Origin of the sequence: Methylomonas koyamae (assembly GCF_001644025.1) — a bacterium.
GTDB lineage: Bacteria > Pseudomonadota > Gammaproteobacteria > Methylococcales > Methylomonadaceae > Methylomonas > Methylomonas koyamae_A.
Genome location: NZ_LUUK01000183.1, coordinates 108,318 through 134,131 on the forward strand (window position 1 = coordinate 108,318; position 25,814 = coordinate 134,131).

General features: G+C 57.8%; 20 protein-coding genes. 18 read left to right on the plus strand and 2 right to left on the minus strand.

Going from position 1 to position 25,814, the window contains the following annotated elements; translation table 11 throughout:
- Positions 1-16: 16 nt before the first annotated feature.
- Both A1355_RS16750 and A1355_RS16755 read left to right on the plus strand, forming a co-directional pair.
- Positions 17-1,756, plus strand: a complete 1,740-nt coding sequence (locus A1355_RS16750; RefSeq protein WP_064030242.1) for an Hsp70 family protein — start codon at positions 17-19, stop codon at positions 1,754-1,756.
- Positions 1,757-1,824: 68 nt separating this feature from the next.
- Positions 1,825-2,202 (plus strand): hypothetical protein, encoded by a 378-nt coding sequence (locus A1355_RS16755; protein WP_197471839.1) that lies wholly within the window; start codon positions 1,825-1,827, stop codon positions 2,200-2,202.
- A gap of 293 nt (positions 2,203-2,495) precedes the next feature.
- Here the strand turns inward: A1355_RS16755 and A1355_RS16760 are convergent, their stop codons facing one another.
- Both A1355_RS16760 and A1355_RS16765 read right to left on the minus strand, forming a co-directional pair.
- The gene (locus A1355_RS16760; protein WP_064030244.1) at positions 2,496-4,262 is read right to left on the minus strand and encodes a serine hydrolase domain-containing protein; all 1,767 of its coding nucleotides are present in this window, start codon (positions 4,260-4,262) and stop codon (positions 2,496-2,498) included.
- Between the two features lie 66 nt (positions 4,263-4,328).
- The gene (locus A1355_RS16765; protein ID WP_064030246.1) at positions 4,329-4,610 is read right to left on the minus strand and encodes an antibiotic biosynthesis monooxygenase; all 282 of its coding nucleotides are present in this window, start codon (positions 4,608-4,610) and stop codon (positions 4,329-4,331) included.
- Positions 4,611-5,167: 557 nt separating this feature from the next.
- Here A1355_RS16765 and A1355_RS16770 point away from each other — a divergent pair.
- The 16 genes from A1355_RS16770 (at position 5,168) to A1355_RS16840 (ending at position 25,286) form a co-directional block, all read left to right on the plus strand.
- Positions 5,168-5,629, plus strand: a complete 462-nt coding sequence (locus tag A1355_RS16770; protein ID WP_157197923.1) for a hypothetical protein — start codon at positions 5,168-5,170, stop codon at positions 5,627-5,629.
- A gap of 384 nt (positions 5,630-6,013) precedes the next feature.
- Positions 6,014-6,958 carry a hypothetical protein gene (locus A1355_RS16775; protein ID WP_064030250.1) on the plus strand — a complete coding sequence of 315 codons (945 nt, stop codon included), beginning with the start codon at positions 6,014-6,016 and terminating at the stop codon, positions 6,956-6,958.
- Positions 6,885-9,386, plus strand: a complete 2,502-nt coding sequence (locus tag A1355_RS16780) for a beta strand repeat-containing protein (protein ID WP_157197924.1) — start codon at positions 6,885-6,887, stop codon at positions 9,384-9,386. The genes A1355_RS16775 and A1355_RS16780 overlap by 74 nt, the downstream gene beginning before the upstream one ends.
- A complete protein-coding gene (locus A1355_RS16785) occupies positions 9,329-9,901 on the plus strand; it encodes a hypothetical protein (RefSeq protein WP_157197925.1) in 573 nt (190 codons plus the stop codon). Before A1355_RS16780 ends, A1355_RS16785 begins: the two co-directional genes overlap by 58 nt.
- Before the next feature lie 549 nt (positions 9,902-10,450).
- Positions 10,451-11,200, plus strand: coding sequence for a hypothetical protein (locus tag A1355_RS16790; protein WP_064030256.1), 750 nt, complete (start codon positions 10,451-10,453; stop codon positions 11,198-11,200).
- A gap of 104 nt (positions 11,201-11,304) precedes the next feature.
- On the plus strand, positions 11,305-12,945 hold the full coding sequence (locus A1355_RS16795; protein ID WP_064030258.1) for a sulfotransferase family protein: 1,641 nt from the start codon (positions 11,305-11,307) through the stop codon (positions 12,943-12,945).
- A gap of 177 nt (positions 12,946-13,122) precedes the next feature.
- The gene (locus A1355_RS16800; RefSeq protein WP_082885601.1) at positions 13,123-13,635 is read left to right on the plus strand and encodes an RNA polymerase sigma factor; all 513 of its coding nucleotides are present in this window, start codon (positions 13,123-13,125) and stop codon (positions 13,633-13,635) included.
- A 71-nt stretch (positions 13,636-13,706) separates the two neighbouring features.
- Entirely contained in the window at positions 13,707-14,984 is a 1,278-nt protein-coding gene (locus tag A1355_RS16805; RefSeq protein WP_082885602.1) for a FecR family protein, read from the plus strand.
- A 202-nt stretch (positions 14,985-15,186) separates the two neighbouring features.
- On the plus strand, positions 15,187-15,492 hold the full coding sequence (locus A1355_RS25320; protein WP_157197926.1) for a hypothetical protein: 306 nt from the start codon (positions 15,187-15,189) through the stop codon (positions 15,490-15,492).
- 48 nt (positions 15,493-15,540) lie between these two features.
- Positions 15,541-17,982 carry a TonB-dependent siderophore receptor gene (locus tag A1355_RS16810; RefSeq protein WP_064030261.1) on the plus strand — a complete coding sequence of 814 codons (2,442 nt, stop codon included), beginning with the start codon at positions 15,541-15,543 and terminating at the stop codon, positions 17,980-17,982.
- A 921-nt stretch (positions 17,983-18,903) separates the two neighbouring features.
- Positions 18,904-19,089 carry a YezD family protein gene (locus A1355_RS24710; RefSeq protein WP_071158324.1) on the plus strand — a complete coding sequence of 62 codons (186 nt, stop codon included), beginning with the start codon at positions 18,904-18,906 and terminating at the stop codon, positions 19,087-19,089.
- Positions 19,090-19,206: 117 nt separating this feature from the next.
- Complete coding sequence (locus tag A1355_RS16820) at positions 19,207-20,775, plus strand: OprO/OprP family phosphate-selective porin (RefSeq protein ID WP_082885603.1); 1,569 nt, start codon at positions 19,207-19,209, stop codon at positions 20,773-20,775.
- 135 nt (positions 20,776-20,910) lie between these two features.
- Positions 20,911-21,909: a sulfate ABC transporter substrate-binding protein gene (locus A1355_RS16825; RefSeq protein WP_064030267.1), complete on the plus strand. Its 999-nt coding sequence runs from the start codon at positions 20,911-20,913 to the stop codon at positions 21,907-21,909.
- Between the two features lie 29 nt (positions 21,910-21,938).
- Positions 21,939-22,841 (plus strand): EAL domain-containing protein, encoded by a 903-nt coding sequence (locus A1355_RS16830; protein ID WP_064030269.1) that lies wholly within the window; start codon positions 21,939-21,941, stop codon positions 22,839-22,841.
- A gap of 122 nt (positions 22,842-22,963) precedes the next feature.
- Complete coding sequence (gene cysK, locus A1355_RS16835) at positions 22,964-23,911, plus strand: cysteine synthase A (protein ID WP_064030271.1); 948 nt, start codon at positions 22,964-22,966, stop codon at positions 23,909-23,911.
- A 469-nt stretch (positions 23,912-24,380) separates the two neighbouring features.
- Positions 24,381-25,286 (plus strand): calcium-binding protein, encoded by a 906-nt coding sequence (locus A1355_RS16840; protein ID WP_064030273.1) that lies wholly within the window; start codon positions 24,381-24,383, stop codon positions 25,284-25,286.
- Positions 25,287-25,814: the final 528 nt, after the last annotated feature.

The window sequence follows — 25,814 nt, forward strand, 5'->3', positions numbered from 1 at the left end:
CATTCAGGGAACACATATGAACGACATCATCATCGGCATCGATCTAGGGACCACGAACTCGGAAGTGGCGATTGTCGAAAACGGCAAGGTCACCGTGATCGCCGACAACGGCAGCAAGATTTTGCCGTCTTTCGTCGGGCTAGACGGTAACGGCGAGATATTGGTCGGCGCCAGCGCCCGCAATCAATACCTGATATATCCGGAACGAACGGTCAAGTCGATCAAGCGCTTGATGGGTCAGGACGCGCGAGTCACGATGGCCGGTCAGGCTTACACGCCGCAGGAAATCTCCGCGATCATCCTGAAACGCTTGAAGGCGATTGCCGAAGCCTATGTCGGCCGGCCTATAGCCAAGGCGGTGATTACCGTACCGGCCTATTTTTCCGACACCCAGCGCCAGGCCACCCGCGAAGCCGGCGAAATCGCCGGGCTGGAGGTGGTGCGGATGATCAACGAGCCGACCGCCGCCGCGCTGGTTTACGGTGCCGGCCAGCTCAACGCCAAGCGTATGCTGGTGTACGACTTGGGCGGCGGCACCTTCGACGTGTCGGTGGTCAACGTGCAGAGCGGCGTGGTCGAAGTGCTGGCCAGCCATGGCGACAATCACCTGGGCGGCGAAGATTTCGACCAACTGATCGTCGATCGCGTTTTGGCGCATATCCGCGAGCAGTACGGCATCGAAGTCGAGCCGCACGGCAAGGCGATGGCGCGCATCGTGCGGGCGGCGGAACAGGCGAAACTGCGCTTGTCCGACGAGCCGTTTGCGACGATAGAGGAAGAATATTTGCTGGAGCGCCAAGGCACACCGCTGCATTTGACGATGGAATTGGCGCGTGCGGAATACGAAGACCTGATCGCCGACCACATCAACGCCACGCTGGACGCCACCCACATCGCGCTGAAGGGCGCAAAATTGATCGCCTCCGACATCGACGAAATCATCCTGGTCGGCGGTTCGACGCGCACACCGTGCATACGCGAGCGCCTGTTCGACGAATTCGGTTTCGAGCCGCACGGCGAAGTCGATCCCGACCTGTGCGTGGCGATGGGGGCGGCAATGCAGGCGGCGATGATTAACGGCGAGGACATCGGCACGGTCTTGGTCGACGTGACGCCGTATAGCTTCGGCACTTGTGCGGTCGGCTATCTGGACGGCATGCCCTATCCGTATCAGTACGTGCCCATCGTACATAAAAACAGCGTGTTGCCGGTGCGCAAGTCCGAAGCTTTCGAGACCTATCACGACAATCAGCGCGAAGTGAACGTGCGGATTTTTCAAGGCGAGGACCCGGATGCGCTGAACAACGTCGAAATCGGCGAGTTTTTGGTCGAAGGTTTGTTGGACGTGCCGGCCGGCAACGTCATCACCTTGACGCTGGACCTGGATTTGAACGGCATCTTGCATGTTTCGGCTCGGGAGAAAGCCTCCGGCAAGGAAAAAGCCATCACGATCAACAATGCGATTTCCCGCTTCGATAGCGGCGAACTGGGCAGCGCCAAACAACGTATCGACGGCTTGTTCGGCAATTCGGCCGCTGGCGAGGCGGATTCGGTTCCGGAAAGCCAGGCCGTGGCTGCCGCGCGGCAAGTCATCAAGAAGGCCGAATCCTTGTTCGAAACCGTCTCCGCCGAAGACAAGGAAGACATGGTCGATCTGATCGAAGCCATCTCGACTTGTCTGGAAAACGGCGACGAGGCCGGGCTGCGCGAGCCGGTCGAACGTTTGAACGACATCCTCTATTACTTGGAATCGTGATACAGCGTTGCCCGGCCTGCAATGCCCGGCTCGGAGCGGATACGCTGTGTCCACGCTGCGGCGCCGAGTTGAAGCACATCTTTCGTAGCGAACGCTTGGCCGAGCAGTGGCTTGGTGTCGCTATGCAAAGTCTCGCGGCCGGTCGGTCGGCCATTGCGGTGCCGGCGCTGTTGCGTTCGTTGAGTTTTAAGCAAACGCCGCAGGCCAAACTGTTGCACGGTTTTTTGATCCGGCAGTTGTATCGGGCGCTTTATGATCAATTGGGCCAGCAGCGTTGGCTGGCGGCGCGCGAAACCCTGAGTCAATTGCGGACCCTCCAAGGCGGCAACGACGCGCTGGACCGGTTTGCCGAAATGATCGATCAGTTGGCGGGCGCGGTGGATACGCCGCCGCCTCCGTCGTTCAAATCGGAAAACCCAAGTACCAATCGATCAGAAATAAGCTAAAGAACACGATTTCCGGAATCCAAGTGCCGTCAATGCTTGTAAGTCTCGGTTGTGAGTCGATGGGCTTGGCTGGCTTTAGAATTTTCATGACGATCTCCGCTGCATGTTGGGTGTTGCTTGGCGCGTTGGGTTAGCCTTAGGCCGGGTTCACTCCAAAACGATCGGCTTTTGGCGCTTAACAGGAATGGATGCGCCAGCAATCAGTGAATCCGCGACTCAGTCGCGCGGATTCACTATAGCCCTCGGTATAGCGATACCGCAATCCGGTTTTTCTAACGCTCGCCGGCGCCTGATTATTGCTTTTGCAACAAATAGCCGGAATAGGCGATCAGCTCCCGGCCATCCATTTTGACGACGCGCAGGGTGTCGCCCATGCCGCGGCCCAGACCGTGGGTAATGGCCTGCTCGTCGTCGATGGGTTTGAGCGCCCAAGTCTGTTTTTCAATGTCGAAGCTGGGTAGCGCGTATTCCAACACCAGAAAACCGTTGCGTTCCCGCAAGGCGCAGTGTTCCGGAACGATCGCCTCGCCGTCGGCTAGATTGACGATACGGTAATCGCCCAAGCGCCGCCGCCAAGCCGCCGGTATCGCGGTCGGGACGATTTTTTCGCCGATCGGAACGGTCTGGCCTTCGGTATGGGCCAGCAATACCCGGCGGCCGGCAATTTCCGCCAGCGACAGACCGACTTCAGCCAGTTCCTCCGGTTGGATCGGAATAAAGCCCAGCAGCCAATAGCGAATACCGAATTTGCCGTCCGGGCGGACCACGATGTCCAACGAGTTGCCGTTCAAATCGGCGGAAATGCCGTCACCGGTATTCGAAGCATCGACGTAGCCCAACATCGTCGCGTAGTGGCCGCCGAATTGGCTTTGTTCCGCCGCGTTTGGCGCGCGGGTTTCGATAGCCGGTGTTTCGGTTTCGCGGAAGGCTTGGCCGGTTTTGATCGCGACCGCCAGTTTCAGCGCGGCGTTGTTGATCTTCTGCAAGGCTTGGTTGGGCGAGTTGCTGAGCACGACGACGCCGATTTTGTGGTCGGTAGCCAAGCTCAACAGGCTGAATTGGTACAGCGTCGCGCCGCCGTGTTCGGCAATCGGCCCGATGTTTAAGTTGTCCCGCAACATCCAGCCCAGACCGACCTTTAGGCCGGCATCGAGCGGCACATCGGCGTTTTGCGGTTTCAGCATGGCCGCGACGGTTTGCGGTTTCAATAGCTGGCGGCCGTCGGACGCGCCGCCGGCAAACACCATCGTCATGAAGCGGCTCAGGTCCAACACACTAGCATTCAAGCCGCCTGCCGGCATGTCGCGTAGCGGCGCTTCGGGTTTTTCGTCGCCGAACCGGTAGGATTTCGACGCCAGTTCGCCTTCGAGTCCCGGCGCGAATCGAGCGGTGCGCATGCCCAGCGGTTTGAGTAATTGCTGATAGGCATAGACGCTGAACGGCGTGGCGCTGACCGTTTCCAGCATCGTGCCCAGCAATGTTACGCCGAGATTGGAATACGAAAATACCGTGTTGGCCGGGTTGCTGACGTATTCGGATTTGAGTTGCTCGACCAATTGTCCGAACGGCCGAGGGTGTTGCGTCCACATGCCGTTGACGATGTCGCCGGGCAATCCGGAATGATGGCTCATGATGTTGCGCGGCGTGATCGCGGCGGTATCGGCGAACCGCGAATTGATCGAAAAGTTCGGTAAATAACGTTGTAGTGGTTGGTCGATATCCAGTTTGCCTTGCTCGGCCAATTGCATCACCAAGGTATCGGTAAACAACTTGGAAATCGAGCCGACTCTATAAACGGTCTCGGCCGATGCCGGCACGTCGCGGTGCCTATCGGCGTAGCCAAAGCCTTGCGACCACACCACTTGCTGGTCATCCACAATGGCGATACTCAAGCCTTCTATGGCTTGTTTGTCCATTTGGGTTTCGATCAGCCAACTCAAATAGGTCTGCAGATAGCGGTAATCGCCGCGTTGCCAAGTCTCCGGCCGGGGCGGTGGTCCGCCCGCGCAAGCAGACAGCACGATCAACAAGCCGAGAAATACGGGAATTCGGGACTTCATGGTTGAGGTTTGCTCCATTAAAGTGGTCTGAGAGACGCGGGCTTGGGCAAGGATAGACTAGGCGGTTTACAGCTCGCCGCGTTCAATTTCTTCCAGGTACAGGAATTCGGGGGCCTTGACGCCGGCTTGCCGGCGAATGGCCACCAGTTCCGCCGATTCGAAAAAGCGCCTTGCGCTGTCCAGCGACGACCACTCGGAAAAATGCACGACGCGGTTGGCGTCGTCGGCTTGACGCAGCAATTGATAGCGGAGTTCGCCGGCATTTTTGCGAATATCCGCTGCTTGGTCGAAGACCGTTTTCCAGGCCGGATAGGCTTCGACTTCGTGAATGATCAAGACATACGGCATACGGTTTCCTCGGTGACGGTTCAAGGTCGATTTTAGTCGCGGCGGCCGAATCGCGATTCGCGAGCAGGCGGCGTGTGGTGTTTCCCGGCTAGCGCCGGCTGGGTCTAGGGTTGGAAACCTTGGTCGCGGTTCCGGCGGCGGCCCCCAAAACGCCCTAACACTTGCCCGACAGACCGTGGAGTTTAAGTCAAAGCCGGCGGATTCGCATGTGCCGAAAATCATGCTTGCTTGCATGACTCCAGGTGCGCGACATCGCGGCGAATAACTGCCGACGCTCTTTAACCTGGCGAAAAAATAGCGTTTTTTCAACCGATAAAGACGCTTCCATCACCACTAATTTCCGCTAGCTCACCCGCGCGCACTCTCCGAAATGCCCTCCGCGGGTAGGATATTTTTCCAGCAGCGAGTTAGGTACTCTGTCCCAGTTGCGAAATTCCGGGTTGACCCGGCGACAAGCTCGATCAAATCCAACAGGTCGCTGCGACTGAATACAAGCGCGATACCCGAGATCGTAGTCCGGCAACATCCAAAATAACCTTAACTTCTGGAGAAACTTTATGAAAGCAAATAGCACAATGCCGCTAATCGTTGGATTGGTCATGGTTGGCTTAAGTTTTACCGCGACGCAAGCTCATGCGGCCGGCAATGCCTGCATCGCCGTCAACGGCGGATTCGGGAATGGTGGCACCACGTTCGTGGGTAAGGGATTCTCGCTACCGGGCAACGGCTCGTGCGGAACTTGGTCCGGCGTCGTCAAAACCGGTTCATCGGTGGTACTGACTTCCAGCGGTAGCGCATGTACCTCCAGCGACGGCGTGATTTTGACCTTGACGATGCACTCGACCGATCCCGCGTATTTTGGCAACGGCGAAACGGCGGCGGTCGATCATATTCAACTGTGTCTGAAAGGCACCACAAACTGCCCCTACGGCCAGTATTCGCACGGCTATTTCAGCGGTCCGGTCGAGCGAATCAATTGTACGACCGACCTTATCACGATACCGTCCACTCACGACTGAGCAGGCACGCGTCGGCGTGACGGCGCGCAGTTTGAGTTTGATAGCCGAAATGAGCGATTGTCCTGGCAAGCGGACAATCGCTTGCTCGCGCGGCGAGCATTTTCAAACCCTTGCGCTTCGAAATATCCCCCGCGCGGAGGATGTTTCCCCACCGGCTCGGTCGTTATCCTAGAACCAGCCTAACGTTTCGGGGCCGCGTAATACTGAACCCGCGTGGCGGGCCGACCGGGGCATTCCTAAGGTGAACGGCACCGGAGCACGGAACACAGACGAATGATCCGGGCGGTCTTAGGCATACGGGTTGATCGTGGCACGCGCCCGAAATTAAGCGGTTGCCCACGCCTTACTCGGCATCAGTTCAATTAGAAAATAAAAGGCATAACGATGAAACAAGGTCCACAACATTGGAAACTGAACCAGCTCTGCTCCGCATTTTTAGCGGCCGGATTGGTACTGCAAATTTGCCCGGCTTGGGCGCAAACCGACACCGGGATAGGCGGTAACGGGATGTCGGGCGTTGACGGCGGCGCCGGCAATCCCGGTAGCGCGGGCGGCAACGGCAACGCCGGCGGTAGCGCAACTGCGAAAGCGGGCTTTCCCGTCAATAACGATACTGCCAATAGCGCAACGGCGACCGGCGGTAGCGGCGGAAATGGCGGTAACGGCGGCGCGGGTAACCCGCCTGGATCGAACGGTGGGAAAGGCGGTTCCGGCGGTAACGGTGGTAACGCCACTGCGCAGGCCTCCACTAGCATCTCCAGCTATGCCGAGGCCAACGTCACCGCGAACGCTACCGGCGGAAATGGCGGTAACGGCGGATTGGGTGGCTCGGCGAGCGGCGAGGGCGGAGAGGGAGCCGGTGGTAACGGCGGTAACGGCGGTAACGGTGGCACCGCAGTGATCGGCGCGGTTGCGGAAAGTAGCGGCGGCTTTTTAGTCCTGGATGGGACTGCGACCGGCGGTAACGGCGGCGATTCTTACGGCACAGGCGTAGCCGGCAGAGGCGGGGCGGCGGTGTTTGGCGTTTCGCCCATCCTTACCCTCTACGGACACTCCCTGATTTCGGCCACGGTGACCGGCACGGCCAACGGCGGCAACGGCGGTAACGCGCGGGGTGCCGGCATTGGCGGTGACGGCGCCTCGGTCAGCTTGACCGACAAAGTTTCAGGCGACACCGCCGATATTTTACGATTGACTCAAACCGCCCACGGCGGGAACCGCCCACGGCGGGAACGCCGGCGGCAGCCATGGTGGCGTGGCGGGTCTCGCCGGCAGCGCCAACAGCAGCTTAAGCAGAAACACCAGTTCCAAATCCCTGCAAATCTATAGCAATGCCCAGGGCGGTGACGGCGGCTATTTGCTCAATGCGGTTAGCGGCGTGGCCGGCGCTGGGGCGGATGCCACCACGACGGTTAATGGCATCAATACCGCTGTCGGAAACAATAGCGATACCGATGCTGGCAGTAATGCAACCGGCGGTCACGGCGGTGATTCCAACAATCAGCGCAACGGCGGCGCGGGCGGTAAGGCCCAAAATAGCACGGCTGCCACCGGCGAGAGTGCGACTGCCAGCGGCGACGCGACCGGTGGCACGGGCGGCGATAGCTACGGCGGCAGCGGCGGTTCCGGCGGCTCGGCCAGTAGCGTTAGTAGTGCGGTTGGCGCCACTGACGCCGACGCCTATGATGACGCCACCGGCGGAAACGGCGGCTCGAACCGAGCGGAAAACGGTACGGGCGGTGTTGGCGGCGCCGCGAGTTCTTCAGCCAATGCCGTGGCTACCCACAATAACAGCCAGATTAGCGCGGATACCACCGCTTACGGAGGCTATGGCGGAGCCAGCTATGCCAATGGCAACGGCGGCAACGGCGGTACGGCGACCACAGCCACCAGCGCCAAAGGCGCCGGCACTGGGGCGGTGCAAGTGGATACCCGCGCTTGGGGCGGCGACGGCGGTACCGGCCAGGGTTTGGGCAACAAAGGCGGTGCGGGTGGTACCGCTTCGGCGCAAGCCAGCGGCACATCCACCGGCAATGGCGATGTCGCGGTGACTCTCGACCAACGCGGCGGCAAGGGCGGTCGGGGCTACCTCGGCGCCGACGGTGGCGTGGGTGGCGATTCCATTGCCGATAATTTGGTCAGCGGTTCGACCGGCGGTGCATTTAACTTGACACAATACGCCGAAGGCGGTGACGGTGGCAATGTCAGCAGCATTATTTTTGCGCTAGGTGTCGGCATCGAAAACCATCCCGCAGGCCAAGCCGGTAGTGGAGGCCAGGCAAAATCGGTGTTGAACAATGTCGATGACGGCGCCGGCGCGGTTACCGGAAAAAGTAGCGCCGAAGGCGGATCGGGTGGTGCGGCTAGTGCCGCCGGCAACGGGAATGGCGGCAATGGCGGCGACGCCAATGCGGAGATCGCGCTGATTCACGGCGGCAGCGTCAATGCCAGTGCGGTTGCCATTGGCGGTAACGGCGGCGATTCCAATACCGGTATCGCCGGTAACGGCGGTTTGGCGGGCTTAGGTCTGGACTTGGCAGCCGCCTATGGTGAATCCACCGGCAACGGGACGGTCGAAGTCGCCGGCGAGGTTCGCGGCGGCAACGGCGGTTCGTCGGTCGCCGGCGGTACCGGCGCTTCGGTCAACTTGGTCAATAAAGTCGACGGAAAAACCAGCGCCGATCTGAACCTTAGTCAAACCGCCAACGGCGGTAACGGCGGCGGCAGCGTTGGCGGGCAGGTGGGTGCGGCCGGTAGCGCCGACAGCCAGCTAAGCAAGTCCGCCGCCGTCAACGCCTTATCGCTGTACAACTACGCCACCGGCGGCAACGGCGGCAATTTGAGTGATGCGCCGAGCGGCGCGGCCGGTGCCGGCGCGGTGGGAACGGCTTTCGTCAATGCCGACAACAGCGCCGGTTCGGTTTACGCGTGGGGTAGCGCGACCGGTGGCGACGGCGGCAATGCCGATCACGGCGCGACCGGCGGCGCGGGCGGTCAGGCCAACAATACGGCCAAGGTCGCGTCCAGCGGCGACAACCACGACGCTACAGTTTCCGGTCATGCCTTGGGTGGCCTAGGCGGCGTCAGCTACGGCGGTCAGGCAGGCGCGGGCGGCTCCGCGATCAGTACCAGTTATGGCACCGCTTCCGGCAATAGCGCTGTCACGGTAAGCGACAAGGCGCGCGGCGGCAATGGCGGCGTCAATCTGTTCGGCGACACCAACGGCGGTAACGGCGGCGCGGCCAGCTCGTTGGCTAACGGCAATAATACCGGCACACAGTCGGTGTCCGTGACTTCGTTTGCTTATGGCGGCGATGGCGGCCAAGGGCATGGCAGTGGTAGAGCCGGTGCCGGTGGCGGCGCCAATTCGCAAGCGCGGGCGTCGAGTACGGCCGGCCATGCCAGCGTGGCGGCGAATGCCACAGGCGGCAGCGGTTACGGTTTCACTTCACCAATCGTCGCTACCGCTTGGGCGCAGGGCGGGATGGGTTCGTCCGCCAACGCGACGGCCGGCCAAACCGGCATTCAGCTGACGGCGGCGGCCCACGCCGATAGCGTTGCGAGCGTCAGCGAAAGCCGCGCCGCCATCGGTCAAGTACCGGCACCGAAAACCGATGCAGCCGGTAAGCAAGCGGTGCGTTCGGCACCGCACTGCCTCAAAACGCCGATGTTTCAGCACTGCTGGCCGGCAATCCGACGGTGTTGCACGACTTCGACATTGGCGGTAGCAGTCAGGTTTGGCTGCAAGGGACTTTAGGCGTGTCGAATACCAGTTCCGACGCCGCTTATCACGATTACCATGCCAGTCTTACGCTAAATCTGGACACCTCGTCTTATGCGCCGGCCCAACATCTGTTGCTGGGTCTACTTAGCCCCGAGTTCGGCATTACCGCCTTGAGCGGCGGCGATACGCTGTCCTTCTCCATCGACGTGATTGGCGCCACCGCTCATTCAAGTGCCAGCTATGATTTCAGTGCAGCCGATGCGGCGGGCGCGGCGAATTTTTTCGACGATAAGACGCTGGATGTCGGCGACTGGAGCAGTTGGGTCAGTAACAGTGATAAAACACTCACGCTGACCTTTAATTTGGACCTGCACAGCCACACCTACGGCACGGGTCTGAACTTCGATCTGATTGCCGGCAATTCGACGTTGGGCTCGGGCCCGGTCGCGTCGGTGCCGTTACCGAGCGGCCTATGGCTATTTGGCTCGGCGCTGCTGGGCGCGCTCGTCCGAGGCAGGTATGCGCGAGCGGGCGGTAAATTCAGCTAGCAGACGAAACCGATAGAGCCTCGCATTGAGAAAGCCCCGCGTTCCGGGGCTTTTTTATGTGTTGAGCGTGGGTGGGCGGCTCGCTAGTCAGGCAGGATTCGGGTAGCTCGCCGCGATCGCGGCGTGTGGCAGTCGCGGCCCAAAACCCGGTGTAGGGCTGGCCTGGGCGCCTCGAGATCAGGCTGGCTTGTGGTCGGCGCTTTCAAACCGGTCGGCGTGATCTCGAGAATAGGTCATTTCCCGCAATCCGCGTGAAATGACCCAACTTGTAAGTTTATCCGGCGCGCTTAGTGACGGCTAAGTGCTTGTGTCAGCGAGAGATTACATTGTGGTCCGGTTTTTGCCGAGCTAACTCCGGCTGCGGGCGCGGTTCGAGTTTGACGCGGGCCGGCGGGTTTGCCTGGAGGCGCGGTTCTCGTGGAAGCGGTTATCGCCGCGCGAATCCGCCGTGGCGGCGGTATCCATAATGTCGGCATTGATTTGCCGGCTGCAGTGAAAACGGCTTAATCGATCATTTATCAATCAATATCAAACACAAGGAATTTCACAATGAAGCATGTATTACGCACCGCTATCGCGGCCGGCTTGGCACTGACCGCGATCGGTTCGGCCCAGGCCAATACCCTCAGCGTCGACGGCACGCTGTTCTTGCAAGCCGGCGGTACCACCTTCGATACCTGGAAGGTCGCCATGACCACCGCCGGCAGTTTTAGTGTCGATGTGTTGGCTTACGAAGCATCGCAAAGCAACGTCGCGACCGCCGGTTATTTCGCGGCCGATCTGAACGGCGACGGCGAACTGACTTGGCTGGACCCGGATACCCATTGGTATTTGGACGACGGTTCCGCCGGCTTGACCGCCGCCAACCATTTGGCCCGTTGCGACGACATCGCCAACAATTGCGCGACCGTCAACACGCCGACGATCAGCTTGGTCAGCCGAACTCAAGTGCAGGGCGCGGCGGACGGTTCGATTCACTTCCGTCGCGATCCGGCCTTCGACATTACTCTGGCCGCCGGTAACTACCAATATGTGATGTCCGATTATCGCTTGACCGACGCCGAAGCGGCGGCCGGCATCAATTCCGGCGATAGCTTTTCGGCGCCAACCGGCTTCGTCAATCCGATTTTGGATCACGGCGACTACCGGATCACTTTCAGCTCGGATACCTTGCATTTCGCGGTCAGCGGCAACACCATCACGGTCTCGCAAGTGCCGCTACCCGGCGCGGTCTGGTTGTTCGGCAGCGTTTTGGCCGGTTTTGGCGTAACGGTTCGGCGCAAGGCGCGGGTGGCTTAAAATTGGCCGATGTTTGCTCCGCGACACCGGAGCGGCCGGCCAGGCCCTACCGTTTTGGTGTTTGTCGGTTATGATGCCGCCTCCCGCGTTAACCACGATTGACGATGACGATATCCGCCCCGGCCAGACCCGGTCGTAACGATCCCTGCCCGTGCGGCAGCGGTAAAAAATTCAAACATTGCTGCGCCGAGAAGGCCGAGGCCGGGAGCGGCGAATCCGACCCGAAGCAATTGTTGGAAACCGCCCGCTACCACGCCTATCAACGCCGCGACTTTCTCGCCGCCGAACAGACTTATCGGCAAGTATTGGCGATCAAGCCCAATCACGCCGAAGCTTTGGCCGGCGTGGGCCAAGGCTTGTGTTGGCGGCATCGGCTCGCCGAAGGCAAGCAATATCTGGCCAAGGCCGCCAAGGCCATGTTGCGCCAACCGGAAAAGATCGACGCTAGGGTCTTGCTGGAATTCGCCGAGCAAATGCAAATGTGGGGCGACATCGACTTGGCGTTGCAATTGGCCAGGGCCGCCGCCAAGCGCATGCCGGTCAGCGCCTCGGCGCAATATGCGATCGCCGCCTGTCTGCACCGCTTGAACCACACCGATCAAGCCATCGCCCAGATGCAAAAAGTCCTGCAATTGGCGCCGAGCGACGCCGGCTGCCAAATCCTGATGGCCCTGCTGGAAATCGACAAGAAACGGATGGACGACGCCGGCGGGCGGCTGGAGCGGGTCGTTGCCGCCGAGCAAAACAGCGGGCAGTTGGCGCGGGCTTGCTTGGAGCTGTCCAAGGTCTACGATAAACAACAGCGCTACGCCGAAGCCTTTGAGATGTTCTCGAGGGCTGGCGTGTTGGCGGCGGCTAGTCCAGAAGCCCGGAACGTGGACGCCAATTATCTGTTCGACCGGATCGCCTTGTTCAAACACGGTTACGACGACGCCTTGCTGGGACGCTGGCGCGTAACCGACTTTGCCGACAATTTGCCGGTCCCGGCATTCTTGATCGGCTTCTTGCGCTCCGGTACCACGCTGACCGAGCAAGTGCTGGCGGCGCATCCCGAGGTACTGACCTCGGACGAAAACCACTTGATCGAGGAAGTGACACAAGAGTTGGCCGCGGCGACCGGCATCGCCGGCGATACGCCGGCCGCGCTGAAGGCCCTGGATATTGCCGGCGCGCGTCGCTTGCGGGCGTTTTACTGGCAACGTGCCGTGGAGGAATTCACGTCGGCCGCGTTGAAAAAAACTTTCGTCAACAAGGTGGCGCTAAACAGTATCGAAACCGGCCTGATCGCCACTTTGTTTCCGGAAGCGAAAATTCTGTTCGCGCTCCGCGATCCGCGCGACGTGTGTCTGAGCTGCGCGATGCAATCGTTCGCGTTGGCGCCGGCCACCGTGAATCTGTTGTCCTGGCAAGGCATCGCCCGCCAATACGCGGCGGTGATGGATTTGTGGCTGAGTTTGCGCGACCGAATCGCGCCGGCCTATCTGGAATTGCGCTACGAGGACGTGGTCAACGATTTCGAAGCCAGCTTTCGGCGGGTGTTCGAATTGCTGGACGTCGAGTGGCGTCCGGAAGTGGCGCGCTTCCACGAGCGTTCGGCCGGCCGTTACGTGGCCACACCCAGCTTTGGGGCAGTGTCTCGGCCGATTTACCGTAGCGCCGTCGCTCGCTGGCACGGTTACCAAAGCCAATTTCAAACCATCCTGCCCGTGCTGGAGCCCTATCTCAAGGCCTTCGGTTACGCCTGATCCTCGTGCCGTCGAATGATGTAGTGATTTAACATAGTTCAATAGCAGGCGGCCGCAATGCGCGAGTTCGGCCTATCGACAGCCTTTTGATTCTAAAAAAATTTTCGCTTACGGCGTTAATTTTGCTGGTTGATCCGGTTTAGCTGCCTATACGGACGCAATCAAAACCGGCGACCCATGTCATTTCACCCGCATCAATCGTTGCAAGAGCTGTACGTCAGTTGCCACGGCGAGCTGGAGGCCGTGCTGTTTTCGCGCGTGCGCTGCCGGGAAACCGCCGCCGACCTTTGCCAGGAAGCCTTTGTCCGTTTATGCCGCAGCGACGATCTGGGTAATGTCGGCAATCTGAAAGCCTATTTATTCCGTACCGCGCAGAATCTGCTGTTCGACCACTACCGCAGCCAGACCGTACGCAATAGCGCGATCGTCGATTGGCCGGAACACGAGCCGCCGGAAGCCGAAGATCCGCGTTGCGCCGAGACCGTCGCGCTGGCGGAGCAGGATTTGGATAGGCTGATCGAAGCCATGACCAGCTTGTCGCCTTTATGCCAGCGGATTTTTTATTTAAACCGCTTCGAGGGCATGAAGCAGCGCGAAATCGCCGAAACCCTGAATATCTCGGTTCGCACTGTCGAAGAGAACGTCAAAAAGGCGCTGCTGCATTGCGCCAAAACCCTGGATCAGTCCTAGCCGGTCATGTGGTTCCGGGTTTGGGCCTCGTCTATGATATATCTCCCCCACCGTTCAACCAGGAATTGACCATGTCCACCGAACCGATGCCGGATGATGCCGAGCGTTTGCTGGAACAGGCTTGCGCTTGGTTAAGTAGACTGCATTCGGGTGAATTTCCCGTGTCCGCGCGGCAAGAGCTGAACGCCTGGCGCGCCGCCGACAGCGCCCACGAACAAGCCTGGCAACGCGCCGAAACGCTGTGGGCGGGCTTGGGGCAACTGCGCGGCCGCCGCATCATTCCCGGTGCGCAACCGTTACCGGGGGAGGGGAGCTTACAAGCCGAAATACAACCCTCTCCCCCTGGGAGAGGGCAGGGTGAGGGGATGCAAACTAACGCTTTGACGCATTTTGATTCCCTCGCTCCAACCCTCTCGGCAATCGATCCCGACATTACCCTATCTTCTGTATCGATGCAGTCGTCCCGAGAAGAAAGCGAGCTTTTACGACAGTCTCCAGGGCAAGGTGGCAGGCAAGCGAAGGCAGCGGATGTGCTGGCTGCAAGTCCGGTTGTCATGCTGGATTCCCGTCTGCGCGGAAATGGCAGCCGCATGGATTTTAAAGACAGCGTTGACAACAGAACGCACCGCCGACGCCGTGGCCGTTCGTTAGGTTTGGCGGTAGCCTGCTGCGCATTGCTGGCTACCACGCTGACTATGCTGTATCCGCCGGCATTCTGGCGCGCGGACTACTCGACCGGTAAAGGCGAGCAGCGCAGCGTGACTTTGGCCGACGGCTCGCGGGTGATGCTTAACACCGCCACGGCCCTGGCCATCCACTTCGACGCCGGCACGCGCCGGGTGGAGTTATTAGCCGGCGAAGCGTTTTTTGACGTGGCTAAAAATCCGCAACGGCCGTTCGTGGTCACTGCCGCCGGCAGCGAAGTGCGGGCGGTGGGTACGGCTTTCGCGGTAAAGCGACAACCCGAGCAGACCGAAGTCGAACTGGTTGAAGGGATAGTTGAAATACAAGACGCGGGGCAGCAACACCAACAACGCCTGACGGCGGGGCAGTCGGCGTCGATAGGCGCCAACAACATCACTTTAAAAAACGCCGGCCAACCGGACGGCATGGCGCTGTGGCGGGCCGGCTATCTGCAATTCGACGGCTTGCCGCTAAGCGACGCGATTGCCCAAATCAACCAATACCGTCCCGGCCGCGTCATGTTGCTGAATACCGCGCTGGCCGACAAGCGCATCAGCGGTCTGTTTCGCTTGGATGCGCTGGATCAAGCCATCGCCAGTTTAAAAGCCGCCATCCCGGCGCTGCAAATAGTCAGCATCACGCCCTATCTGGTGGTGTTGCGTTAGGCGCTGTTCACACCCCGCACCTTCTCCCGACGCACAAAAAACCTCTCTTGCTGGACGACTGCATGGACGCAGGAGGTAGGGCAACGCTGGCAGCAGTTGCCGAGAGGGGAGGGTGATGAGAGTTAAAACAACGGAGCCGGATGGGTACGACTGCATGGATGCAGGAGCTAGAGCAACGCATGGAGCAGTTGCCGAGAGCGCAGTGAAACCCATCATCGAGAATTTATTCCCGCCTCAAATCATTTTCCAAGTCCACCACGACACCCCAAGCATTAAGGCCTTGTTCGCGTTAATGGTTGAATCAGATCGAAGCCGTCATCCCGGCATGGATTGCCGGGATCCATGCCACAAGGATGCGTTGAAACTTTGCCATCCGTGGCTTCTGGGCCCCGGCAATCCGTGCCGGGGCGACGCCAACGATAAACGCGAACCGTCCATTCCGAACTCTCCCAACAAAAAATCCATGACCGCCCGATGTGGGTTTTCAAAAAGTTTCCGTCTTAACTAACACCAGCCGAAATGCTGCCGTGTAACCCGACCGAAACCAGGAGTATCCATGTCCAACGCAAAGTATTGCAAACATTCAGCCGGCAAGGGCCGGCGCCATACCGCCAAAGCTGTCTTACTCGCGGCGTTGATCTCGCAAACCGCCCACGGCGATGCCGCCGGCAAACACCATTTTGACATCCCCGCCCAATCGCTGAACCAAGCTTTACTGATGTTCGGCAGGCAAAGTCAGCAACAACTGATGTACGGCACCGACATCGCCGACAACCTGCGCAGCCGTGCCCTGCAAGGCGACTACACCGCCGACGAAGCGATCCGGATTTTATTGGGCGATGCGCCGTTGCAAGCCGTGACGACCGGTGACGGGGCTATCACCCTGCAGCCGCGAGCGGCGGAGCTGCACAACAATCTGGGGCCGCAGACCATGCCGGCGGTGCAGGTCGTTGGCAAAGCTACTTACGATTCGACCGATCCCTATAATCCGGATTACAGTTTGCCGAATGCTTCCACCGCAACCAAGACGGACACTCCAATTATGGAGACTCCATTATCGATACAAGTTGTGACTAAAGCTGTTATGCATGACCAACAAGCGATTCAAGTCGGTGATGCAATTAAAAATGTTAGCGGCGTGTTCCAAGGTTTTACATTTGGAGGATTCTCCGAGCAATTTATGATTCGAGGTTTCAATACTAATTATGCCAATTATGTAGATGGAATGAGATGGCCGGTCAGCAGAGTTCCATTGGCAAATGCAGAGAAAATTGAAGTCGTAAAAGGTGCCGCCGCAAACTTATATGGGCGCATAGAACCAGGTGGCATGATTAATGTGGTTACGAAAAGACCTCAAGAGAAACCCTATTATTCGTTAGAACAACGGTTTGGCTCATACGATTTATATCAAACCCTTGCAGATTCGACGGGGGCTATTAATCAAGAAGGTTCCTTGCTGTATCGAATTAATTTTGAATATTTGGATAAAAACTCATTTCGTGACTTTGCATTTACGGAGCGCACCTACGTTGCACCATCTTTGACCTGGAAAATTAGTGATCGCACCCAACTTGATTTGGACTTTATTTATTCAAACGAAGATACATTAGAAGACCACGGGGTAGTTGCATCCTCCGTGACTCGAAGACCGCTTGATATTCCAATATCCAGATACTTAGGGGAGCCGTCTATAGATAAAAGCAATACAGAACTATTTAGTACAGGCTTAACTCTGAATCATGAGATTTCGGAAAATTGGAAAGTAAATGCACAATTTAAGCATATTAACCGCGATGTTTTGGATCTTCAACACGCGGCGCCAGGAATAATTAATATAGCTACAGGAGAACTTGCAAGAGCATTCTGCTGCGGCCCAGGAACTCAAGATGTTTTAGGTGGCATCCTTAATATTACCGGTAAATTCGCAACGTGGGATATAACGCATAGTGTATTGGTAGGATGGGACTATTACGAAATGAGAAGTTCCTTTAATGGTTGGTTTTTGCCTCCCGCTATATTTGACGGGCAAGTTAATTCAATAAATATTTACAATCCTCAATATGGTCAATCAGGTGTTGACCTGGCTAGTATCCCCAAAAATGATTTTTCGGATCAACGCTTAAGCTGGAATGGTGTTTATTTTCAAGATCAGATGACTCTGTTTGAAAAACTACACATCCTTGGAGGCGGACGCTACGACTGGGCAAATAGAGGAAGCGGCTCCTCTTCAGTTTCGCTAAGTGACGCAACCTCAAGTTATTCGGATATTGAAAATCAAAAATTCAGCCCAAGAGTAGGGTTGCTATATCAACCTTGGCAATGGCTTTCGTTGTACGGTAATTTTGTTGAGTCGTTAGGTGCCTCTAATACTAGTCCAGGCGTAGGTGGAAATATACTTGCGCCAGAGTCTGCAGAGCAATTCGAGGCGGGTTTTAAAACCGAATTTTTAAATAAACGGTTAAATTCATCAGTGGCGTTTTATCAGTTAACCAAACAGAACATAAGTGTACCAATCGCGGGAACAAGGTTTGCGCAAACAATTGGTGAAGCACGTAGTCGAGGCGTCGAAATTGATATTTCAGGACAAGTTGCCGATGGATTGAATTTGATTGCAACTTATGCATATACCGATGCCAATATTTTGAGCGGTGATAACGCAGGAAATCGATTATGGAATATTCCCAGAAACTCGGGCAGTTTGTGGGCAAAATATGATATTCAGGAATCGGCATTACATGGCCTTAGTGTTGGTGCTGGCGTTTATTTCCAGAGCGAACGGCAAGGCGATAACAGTAATAGCTTTCAATTGCCTGGTTACGGGAAGGTAGACGTTCTACTGAGATATCAATTGCCTATCGTAAAGGCAAAAACTACTTTGCAGTTTAACGTGGAGAATTTGCTAGATCACAAATATTATTCGGCGACTGATAATAGTAACTCATTTTTAAATCCAGGTGCTCCTCGTACTTTTATTGGGTCGGTTAAGGTTGAGTATTGAGTTTTCATAATTTTTAACCCGCGTATGGCGGAAGCCGGCAAGCGTTCCGCCGTATGCCGATCATGTTGCACGAGGATGTGAGGAATGCAGACATTGCTAGGGCAAAGGTCTGTTTACTCGCCCAGCCCCAACTCGGTTTATGGCATCAATTGAATCCAATCCCGAGACGGACAGGCAGTGTCCGGCCTTATTTTACTCTGAAAGTCATTGTGGGAGCGACGCATAGTCGCGAATTAAAACGATGCATCGCGACTATGCGTCGCTCCTACAGAAGCCTTTGATTTACCGGGGCGATTGCCAAGCCTTCATGAGCGTTAGGATGGATGATGGACTGCACACCTTATAGCTTGAACCGCGAGGCTATTCAGACTTGCACTCACGCTCAAACGCCTGGCGAGGACGGCAAAACCCCCTGTGAACCAGCCTAATAGCCTTCAGCCAATCGCCAACAAACGCTGGCAAAAGGTTGACTGATTGATCCCTCTTGATGGGCTAAGCCCGAAAATCCCGCGTCCTTTCGCTATTGCTCACACCCTCGCCTAACATCGGCAAAATAACGCTAACGCGGATGCGCTAACCCGGATACGCAACGTACCGCCACAGGGTAACGGCTTGACCGTCATGCGATCGTTTAAATCACGCCGAACGTCGCGGTCGCGAAATTGAATCAAGTCGCCGTAGGGCAAGGGTATCTTTGCTGTCGCCGAGACACGCGCTGCTGCTAAGTGGTTGGAATATCGACTATTCATGCTGGTTTTTCAGCAGCCCGGCAACATGCATATCTTATTTATAGATTTGTATTTCAATTTATATCGTTTTTCATCGAATAACGAGCCTCTTATCATCTCCCCAACGTCGCCGGCCGGGTCCGGCAACGGAGCGACTCAATAACGTCCCAGTCCACCACCTCGGGGAGGCGATATGGCAACCGAAACCAATAACCGCTCGTTTAAGCCGGGCAATCATAACGAGATTGCCCTACAGATCGCGGAGATTCTGCGAGACATCCGCTTTGGTTCCATTGAGGTCGTCATTCACGACGGCCGGGTCGTGCAAATCGACAAGCGCGAAAGATTCCGAGTAGCCGACCCAAAAATACCGATTTGATCCGGTTGCTTTCAAGCACTTATTCGATTCGACCGGATCGCCGGAGACGCCAGCCAAATAACAATAACGACCTTCTGACCGGAACGCCGGAAGCAAGCGATAACAGGAAAACACCACATGACTCATGTTAAACGCCGCCTATTGGTGGGCGCGATCGGCTCGGCGCTATTCGGCGTCGCCGATGCCCAAGCCGCCGACGCCCAAGCGCTAGAGCAGCGCATTCGCGAACTGGAAGCCAGACTGGAACGGTTCGAGAAAGCGGCCGCCGCCGCGCCGACTGCTGTCGCACCGGTCGCGCAATCGAATCCGGAAGTCGAAAAGCTCAATCGCAAGATCAACACGCTGGAACGCAAACTGGAAGTCGACAAAGAAGTGGCCGCCACTGCCGCCAGCCGCGCGCCTAAAGTCGAAGGCGGTAGCGACGGCTTTCGGATTTCCTCGGCCGACGGTAAACATCAAGTACGGATTCGCGGCGCGGTACAAACCGACGCGCGCTTTTTCACCGGCGGTAGTTGGACCGGGGCGACCGCCGCCAACGGTATCAGCGGCGGCGCGGAGACTGACAAGTTCGAGTTGAAGCAAGCCCGGATTTGGTTGGAAGGTAAATTCTGGGACAGCTTGTACTTCAAAATCATGCCGGATTTCGCGGCCACCAATATCCTGCCGGACGCCTACCTGGATTACGCCTATTTGCCCTACGCCAGCTTGAGCGTCGGTAAGCAAAAAACCCCGCTGAGCTTGGAGCGTTTGCAAGGCGACTCGGACGGTACGTTTCTGGAACGCGCGTTCCCGACCTATCTGGCCAGCAACCGCGATGTCGGCGTGATGTTGCACGGTTCGTTCGCTGCGCCGGGTTACAAGGCCGATTACGCGGGGCCGGTGGATTTTCGCAACTTCGTCAGCTATCAACTCGGCGTGTTTAACGGTTCCGGCGACGACGGCAGCATCGATAAAAACTCCCCGGATACCGACGACGATAAGGAATTTGTCGGGCGCTTGTGGGTACATCCGTTCCAACACGGCGGTAACCGCTGGCTGGAAGGTCTGGGCCTGGGTGTCGCCGGTACTTGGGAACGGCCTAGCTTGCAGGCCTTGAAAAATCAGGGCACGCCGATAGGGCGATCCACGTTCTTGAATTACAACAGCATGCGTAGCGCCTATACCGGTACCCTACAGGCGGACGGCGTGCATTACCGGGTTTACCCGCAAGCCTATTGGTATGCCGGTCCGTTCGGCATCATGGGCGAATACGTGTTGTCGGCTCAGGAAGTCATCGCTACCCGGACCGGTCAAACCATCCCCGGCGTGCGTAGCCAACTCAACAATACGGCGTGGCAGGTGCAGCTTTCCTACGTGCTGACCGGCGAAGACAACACCTTCCAAAGCGTCAAGCCGATTCGGCCGTTCAATCCGTTGGAAGGTAGTTGGGGCGCCTTGCAAGTGGCGGCGCGCTGGAGCGAATTCAATGTCGACACCACCGCGTTCAATTATTTGAATCCGGCTAAGTCGGCCAAACACGCCACGGCCTGGGCGGTGGGTTTCAACTGGTTCCTAAACCAAAATGCCCGAATCATGGCCGATTACGAGCAAACCTACTTCGACGGTGGTGCGGGATTATCGGCCGCGGCATTCACCAATCGTCCGTCGGAGAACGTATTCGCCACCCGCTTCCAATTGGCGTTTTAACGGATTCGTCATTGCGGCAGGAAGCCGGTTCCGCTGCTCCCAGGACGGGGGCTAGGTTGAGGCTAGACCCACGGATAGTCGCACGGATGCGGACATGGCAACCATTTCACCAAAATAGCTTTTGAGAGATCACTTATGAAGAACAGATTATTCGGTTTGATTGCCGTCACCCTACTGACGGCGGCGGCAAGCAAGACCTTCGCGGCGGACGTGACCTTGTTGAACGTGTCCTACGATCCGACCCGCGAATTCTATAAAGAATACAACCAAGCCTTCGCCAAATACTGGAAAGGCAAAGCCGGCGACAACGTCACCGTCAACCAGTCGCACGGCGGCGGCGGCAAGCAGGCCAGGGCGGTGCTGGACGGCCTGGAGGCCGACGTGGTGACGCTGGCGATCTCGGCGGACATCGACCAACTGGCGCGCCGCAACCTGATTCCGGAAAACTGGCAAAGCCAGTTGCCCAACAATAGCGCCCCTTATACCTCGACCATCGTGTTCGTGGTGCGCAAGGGCAATCCGCAGCATGTTAAAGATTGGAGCGACTTGATCAAGCCCGGCCTCAGCGTGGTTACGCCGAATCCGAAAACCTCCGGCGGCGCGCGTTGGAATTACATGGCGGCTTGGGCCTATGCCCTGAAACACAACAACAATAGCGAAGAAGCGGCCAAGGACTTCGTCGGCAAATTGTTCAAGAACACCTCGGTACTGGATACCGGTGCGCGCGGTTCCACCACCACCTTCGCCGAGCGCGACATCGGCGACGTGTTGATCACCTGGGAGAACGAGGCCTATTTGGTATTGAAGGAATTCGGCGCCGACAAGTACGAAGTCGTCACGCCCAGCTTCAGCATCCTGGCCGAACCGCCGGTGACCGTCGTCGAAGACGTGGCCCGTAAACACGGCACCACCGAAGTCGCGACCGAATACCTGAAATATTTGTACGGCAAGGAAGGCCAGGAAATCATCGCGAAAAACTTCTACCGCCCGATCGATAAAGAAGTGGCGGCCAAATACGCCAAACAGTTCCCGGCGTTGGAGTTGGTGACCATCGCCCAGTTGGGCGGTTGGCCGGAAAATCAAGCCAAGCATTTCGCCGACGACGGCATCTTCGACAAGATATACGGACGCTGATCGCGGCCGAAACGCAGGAGGGCAAACGCATGGTGCAAACCACGATCGAAGCAATACGGGACGACCTGGAACGAGTGTTGTATCTGGACCTGGACGAATTCAAACTGGAAGTGGAAGCGGCGCAAGTGCTGAGCCGCTACATCGGACTGCGCTTGCGCAGCGAGTTTCAGCCGATCTTCGATACCTCGACTTCGGAGGGCTTGCTGGGTTACGAAGCCCTGCTCAGACCTTCGACCGGCATCGAAGCGGTGTCGCCGGACTTCGCATTCGGTTGGGCCGACAATCAAGATAAATTGGTGAAGTTGGATCGGGTGGCGCGTACCTTGCACATGCTCAACTATCTGGAGTTACCCGAGGAGCGCGGCCAATTGTTTTTGAACGTACACCCTAAACTGTTGGTCAGCGTTAATACCCACGGCAAGGTGTTCGAACATATTCTGCATCTGCACGCGGTGCCGACCACCCAAGTGGTGTTGGAAATCATGGAAAACGCGGTTGACGCCGATCGGGCCTTGGCCGAAGCGGTGGAGAATTATCGCGATCGCGGTTTCAAGATCGCGATCGACCACTTCGGCAGCCGCCATTCCAATTTGGGTCGGCTCTGGCATTTGGCGCCGGATTACGTCAAATTCGACGCCGGCCTGATTCGGGAAGCCGAGCGCGGCGGTAAAATCCGCCGGGTGTTGCCGAAGCTGATCGAAGTGGTGCAGGCCTTGGGTGCCCAGCCGGTCATCGAAGGCATCGAAAACGAAATCCAGCTCGACATCGCGCTGGATGCCGGCGGCAAATTGTTGCAAGGTTATTATTTAGGTCGGCCCGCGCCGGCCGCCGCCTGGCACCAAGCCAAGGCGTCGCGCCGGGAAAACCCGTTGATGCCGGGCGCGCCGCATCATTTCGGCAGTTTCAGCGTCTCCGCCCAATACGGCATGTAAGGCGGAACCCGCGATGCGCTGCGATACGGTTTCATGGTGATGTCCTTTCTCGTGGCATCTTGCTCACGCCGCCGTCAAGGCGGCTTTTTTTTGCATTGCGTCAGCCCTGATGGGGAATCGATATGGCTAACTGGTTTACCGACAATTCCGCTTCGATAGGCCGCACGCCGCTGGTCCGGCTGAATCGGATCGGCCGCGAGCTGCCGGTGACAATCTTCGCCAAAATCGAAAGCCGCAATCCGGCCTATTCGGTGAAATGCCGGGTCGGCGCGGCGATGGTTTGGGCGGCCGAACGGCAGGGCTTGCTCAAGCCCGGCGTGACCTTGATCGAAGCCACCAGCGGCAATTCCGGTATCGCATTGGCGGCGGTGGCGGCCGCGCGCGGCATTCCGATCACACTGACGATGCCGGATACGATGAGCCGCGAACGCCGGGTATTGCTGGGCGCCTACGGTGCCAAACTGTTGTTGACCGACGGCCGACTGGGCATGCGCGGCGCGGTAGAAGCCGCCGAACGGCTGGCCGCGGCCGATCCGGATCGCTATTTGCTGTTGGAACAATTTAAAAATCCGGCCAATCCGGCGATACACGAACAAACCACCGGCCCGGAAATCTGGCAAGACAGCGCCGGCACGGTCGATGTGTTCGTCGCCGGGGTTGGCACCGGCGGCACCATCACCGGCACCGGACGATTTTTGAAACGCCAGGGCAAGCGGATCGAAACCGTGGCGGTGGAACCGGCCGCCAGCCCGGTGCTGAGCCAAACCCGCGCCGGACAGGTCTTACAGCCCGGTGCCCACGGCATTCAAGGCATAGGTGCCGGCTTCGTGCCGGCGATACTCGACCTGGACCTGATCGATCGAATCGAAACCGCCAGCGAAACCGAAGCCGTCGAATACGCCCGCCGTTTGGCCAAGGAGGAGGGGATACTGGCTGGCTTGTCCAGCGGCGCCGCGTTGGCCGCGACGATGCGCTTGGCCGCGTTGCCCGACTACGCCGGACTAAGCTTCGTCGTCATGCTGCCGGATTCCGGCGAACGCTATTTGAGCTCGGCCTTGTTCGGCGCTTGAGCCAGGCTGAATGCCGACGCCGTTTTATTCTACTTTGTCGGATTTGTTTAAGACCGTCATGCCCGCCGGGACGCGGGCATCCAGTGCCACGGATGGTATGGCTTAAACCCATCCACGACGTCTGGATTCGCTCCGCGCTCCAACGGGGCAGGCCATCCATGCCGGAATGACGATGCTTATTTAGTAATCTGACAAAGTAGAATTCAGGACTTGCGTTCGATCTGCTAGAACCCGTGCCGTCGGAGCGGCTTCAGCCGCGATTGAAGGCGCGTAGACCGAAACATCCCGTTCCAGTTTCGATGCGGTATCACCCCCGATTGAACTTTCACTACCGGTTCCGGTATACATAAACGATTGCGATCGACGGTCGACGTTTCGGCGTTGATGTCGGTTCGGCGCAATCCGGTCGATCGAATGTGCGGCGAAGCATTCGATCCGCGTATAAAACTTAATTTATCCAGGAAATATCATGAGTCAAACTACATTCGCTAAAACCTTACTCGGCCTGACCATCGCCGCCGCATTCAGTCACTCCGCCAGCGCCGAAGACACCTGTTTGGGCGCCACGGTGACCATTCATGCCGAAACCGCGATCAAAAAAATCGACAAACAAGGTAACGAAGTCGTGATGGGCACCAAGGGCGACGACGTCATCATGGGCACCGCCGGCAACGACATCATCGACGGCGGCAAGGGTAACGACTTGATCTGTGGCGGCGGCGGAGACGACACGCTGAAAGGCAATCACGGCAACGATCAATTGGATGGCGGCACCGGTAACGACAACCTGATCGGCGGTAACGGGCATGACAGCTTGTGGGGCGGAGACGGTAACGACACGCTGAGCGGCAGTAACGGCAACGACACCCTGCAAGGCAATGCCGGCCGGGATACGTTAAACGGGGATAACGGCAACGACGGCCTGTACGGCGAAGACAACAATCTGCGCGATCGCAATAAGGACGGGGTAGACGACGATGCGTCCGACACCGACGACGACACCAGCGTCGATGCCGGCATCAGCGGCGACGATAGCTTGTGGGGCGGCAACGGCAACGACGACCTGGACGGCGGCCCCGGCAGCGACAATCTGTACGGTCAAAACGGCAAGGACAGTCTGGACGGCGGTCTGAACGAAGATAATCTGCTCGGCGGCAACGGCAAGGATACCCTGAGTTACGACAGCGACGACGTTAACTTGGACAGCGGCAAGGGCGCAGACACGTGCGTGCTGAAAACCGAAGCCAACGGCGAAGTCGAGCAGGAATGCGAGCATGGCCCGGAGCAGGACGTACATGAGCACGGCGCCAACCGGGCTTGCGTGCTGACCACCAAAAAGAACGGCGAAACCGAGCTGGAATGCGAGCATAGCTAAACCCCAACCGGCAGCGGGCCGGTTGGGGCCGCTGTCGGTTTGACCTTGTTCGGCGCGCCGACAGCCCCGATCATTGTCCTTTCCTCCAAGTTGGCGGCGTGCTTCGGCGTCGCGACCGGTTCTCGAAGATAGTTTGCCTTGGCTTAGCCACCGGGTTTGCATGTCGCGGGCCTCGTTCCGCTCCGACCACTGTAGTGGAATCTCAGCGAGACTGCTGGCTTCGACTCCGCTCAGCCGGTGGTCGGTTTTCATCGTGAACCCAGCAGTTGGCTTGTTTCGTCGAGGGCCTTTCGTGCTAACCCCTGTCGAAGCATAGATGACCCATCATGTACTCACCCTCTGAGTAAACGAAAAATCCCTCTCGCCCTTCGGTAAAGTTCTCCCAAGCATTGTCAAAGGGTACTGGACGAGCCGGGTTTTTATGTCGAACGACTCGATTTAGGAGTAAATATCCCCCGGCGGAAAATTTCAAGCTAGTTGTCGCCTCAATGTAAAACGTCATGTAGCTATATTGCCCTGATTGGCGGC